At 46.7% G+C, this 3,169-nt stretch carries 3 protein-coding genes and 1 pseudogene; 3 read left to right on the top strand and 1 reads right to left on the bottom strand.

Annotated features, from left to right (window positions below):
- Window positions 1-45 precede the first annotated feature (45 nt).
- Complete coding sequence (locus tag FD47_RS13965; RefSeq protein ID WP_056980813.1) at window positions 46-399, top strand: iron chaperone; 354 nt, start codon at window positions 46-48, stop codon at window positions 397-399.
- Window positions 400-415: 16 nt separating this feature from the next.
- Window positions 416-1,327 carry a DMT family transporter gene (locus FD47_RS13960; protein ID WP_056980812.1) on the top strand — a complete coding sequence of 304 codons (912 nt, stop codon included), beginning with the start codon at window positions 416-418 and terminating at the stop codon, window positions 1,325-1,327.
- Between the two features lie 97 nt (window positions 1,328-1,424).
- Here the strand turns inward: FD47_RS13960 and FD47_RS13955 are convergent, their stop codons facing one another.
- Window positions 1,425-2,282, bottom strand: a complete 858-nt coding sequence (locus FD47_RS13955; protein WP_056980811.1) for a fructosamine kinase family protein — start codon at window positions 2,280-2,282, stop codon at window positions 1,425-1,427.
- 164 nt (window positions 2,283-2,446) lie between these two features.
- Here FD47_RS13955 and FD47_RS13950 point away from each other — a divergent pair.
- Window positions 2,447-3,169, top strand: a pseudogene (locus FD47_RS13950) (glutamate--cysteine ligase); the annotation flags it as partial.

Genomic DNA, 3,169 nt, shown 5'->3' with positions numbered 1-3,169 from the left:
AAAGCTTGTTTTAAGACAGACCCTAATAAAAGGGGGATTTTAGGGATGCCAAGACGACCACAGGTTAAGGATGTTGATGACTACATTGCCAAGGCACCGGCAGCCGCACAGCCGATTTTAAATGAGTTAAGAATGCGCGTTCACCAAACAACGCCATATGCTGAAGAGAAAATTCTGTATGGAATGCCATTCTTCTTGATTGCCAACGAAAAGATTGGGATTGCCGCGTATAAGGCCCATGTCAGTTTCCAAATTTCTAAGGACTTAACGCCTGCCGTTTTGGAAACGGCGAAGAAGTTGGGGTATGCCAGCGGTCAGAAGCGAATCAACATTAACTTTGATCAGAAAGTTCCCGTTGAGTTAGTGGGGGCAATCTTGGCGATTGTGATCAATCAATGATGGTGGGGTGTGACAGGTGACAAATTCAAAAGTTCAGGGGATTGCACTAGCAATCACCGGGCCGCTTCTCTGGGGAATTTCCGGGACGATTGCGCAGGCCCTTTTTACAAACGCAACGGTAACCGCAAACTGGCTGGTTTCCATTCGAATGCTGATTTCCGGAGTGCTCCTTGTTGGTTACGGAATGCTGAAAGACACTCACGAGAACGTTGCTGTATGGCGGCATTTCGGGGATGCCGTTTACTTAGTCTTCTTTAGTTTTATTGGCATGGCGGCTTCTCAATATACATACTTTAAAGCCATTGATTATGGCAATGCGGCTACTGCCACCATTTTGCAGTTTCTTTCCCCGGCGCTCATTATTATTTATTTGGCGATTCGGATGCAACGGTGGCCGCGACGTGTTGACCTCATTTCATTGGCGATGGCCCTCATCGGGACAATTCTGTTAGTTACTCACGGCCACTTGACCACTTTGTCAATTCCGCCCAAGGGCTTTTACTGGGGCTTGTTGACAGCCCTGAGTGCGTCGTTGTATACGTTATTGCCACGCAACCTCCTGAAAAGGTACGGGTCGATTCCGATTGTTGGCTGGTCGATGTTAATCGGCGGGGTGGCGTTTAGCGTCTTTTATAAAGTGTGGGATCAGATGCCGGCATTTAGTTGGCAAACTTATGGACGGGTTGGATTTGTGGTTATCTTTGGGACGATGTTTGCTTACCTGTTCTTTTTGGGGAGTCTCCAATTTATCACCGCAACCACGGCCAGTGTTTTAGGATGCTTTGAGCCGCTTTCAGCGACCTTTCTGTCGGTGGTGTTTCTGGGCGTATCGTTTGGCCTTCCAGAAATATTTGGAGCGGTCCTGATTGTGGGTACCGTTTTTGTCCAGTCATGGGCAACGATGCGGCGCCCTCTGCGGCCAGAATGAGTAAATTAAAGTGAGCCTGGTCGCACTTTCGACCAGGCTCTTTCTAAAAATGACATCGAAGAAAAACGCCGGTAACCAAGATAGCTTGGCTCCGTCGTTATTTGTTGGCGCACAGTTCCAGCATTTGCAAGACACTGCCCTGATAACCGGCACCAAATTGGGATAAATGAAACATCAAGTAGTACAGTTGGTAAAATGGGAGGCGCTTTTCGAACCCTTTCTCCAGTGGATAGGTGTCTTGATAGCCCTGATAAAAGTCAGCGTTGAACCCGCCGAACACGTGGGTGATCCCCAGATCGAATTCGCGGTCGCCATAGAAGACTGCTGGATCGATAAATACCGGCTGACCATCAGGATCGAACATGAAATTGCCCGACCATAAATCCCCGTGGAGTAGCGATGGTAGTGGGTGGTAAGCGGCCAACAAACGCTTGAATGTTTTGATAGATTTTGCGTACGCCGTTTCCATTTCAGCGGTCCATAACCCGCGCTCTTGAATGAGCTTTTTCAGGGATTCTAGGCGTTGATTGACGAAGAATTTTTCCCATTTCGGCTGCCAAGTATTATCGGCAGTATAGGTGCCCATAGTGAAGCCTTCGTCAAAGCCATATTGTTTATTAGGACTCCGCCGCTTGTGAAGCTGGGCCAATTGCTTTCCCATTTCATACTGATCGCCGGCGGGCTGATGATTAATATAGCTGAGCAGTAAGTAGGCGTCCGGCCCGAAGCCTCCCCAATCGAGAACTTCCGGGGTGGAAACGGTTTGGGCCAGGAGTTTTAAGCCGACCACTTCATGTTTAAAGAATTCTTTAGTATGATTAGGTTGGATCAATAGAAAGTAGCGGGTGCCATTTTCATCGGTTAGTCGGTAGGCTTCATTAATGTCGCCGCCACCGACCGGCTGATACTGATCGATTTTGCTAACGGGTAATTGAGCGAATAGCCTTGTATCCATGTGCAATTCCTCCTTTGAAGGGTCAGAAAATCATTATAAGTTCATGTTACCACGACCCAAAAATGAATGGTTGCCTAACAAAATTAAATTTATCTTTGAATTGTCGGCGAATTTGCGTTAGAGTATTTCTAACAATCTAATCGTGTGCAGGGAGACTGATGCGGATGTTTGATGAAATTGGCCAAATTATTTTTAATAATGAAATTGTCGCGAAGGCCAGCGACTTTAATATGGGAATCGAAGTTGAAAGCATTCGGATTGATTCTTCTGGACGGCTGACAAACGAAGCTTATCCCAAGGCACTTGGAAATCAGCGGAAGAATCACTTTATTAAAACGGACGTGTACCAGATTCAAAGTGAAATTATCACCCCCGCTGCCAGAAAATCTTTGGACGCGATGCATTATTTAATGGCTTTGAATGACACGTTGCGAAATGCGCTTGAACCCAACGAAATGTTGTGGCCGTTGAGTATGCCGCCAATTTTACCTAAGGATAAAAAAACCATTCCGATCGCCGACGTTGATCCCGAACAGAAGGCGTATTATGAACGCTGGATTGAGACGCGAAGTGATACTCAGGGGATTCCGGTTGGCGTTCATCTGAATGTCAGTGTGAATGAAGCGGTCCTCAAAGCGGTGTGGGAAGGCCAACAATCCGAGTTTGACTCCTATCAGGAATTTGTTAACTATATGTATATCAAAATTGCCCAGGGATTCGTTTATTATCGGTGGCTCATTACCTATCTTTTCGGGAACAGTCCAATCGCCGAAAAGAATTTCTTTGAGCCTGACGATGATCAGCCAACCCACCCGGTTCGCAGCATTCGCTCGTCAAATTATGGCCTGACGTCCGATGTTAGAAACTGTTTGAGATCTCTAAAAGCG

The sequence above is a fragment of the Lentilactobacillus parafarraginis DSM 18390 = JCM 14109 genome (assembly GCF_001435895.1).
GTDB lineage: Bacteria > Bacillota > Bacilli > Lactobacillales > Lactobacillaceae > Lentilactobacillus > Lentilactobacillus parafarraginis.
The sequence above is the reverse complement of the archived record's forward strand: the minus strand, read 5'-3'. Positions and strand labels throughout refer to the sequence as shown.

Bases quoted from the DNA above. Each gene is read 5' to 3' on its own strand.
- FD47_RS13965 (WP_056980813.1), top strand. From the start codon at position 46: ATGCCAAGACGACCACAGGTTAAGGATGTTGATGACTACATTGCCAAG.
- FD47_RS13955 (WP_056980811.1), bottom strand. From the start codon at position 2,282: ATGGATACAAGGCTATTCGCTCAATTACCCGTTAGCAAAATCGATCAG.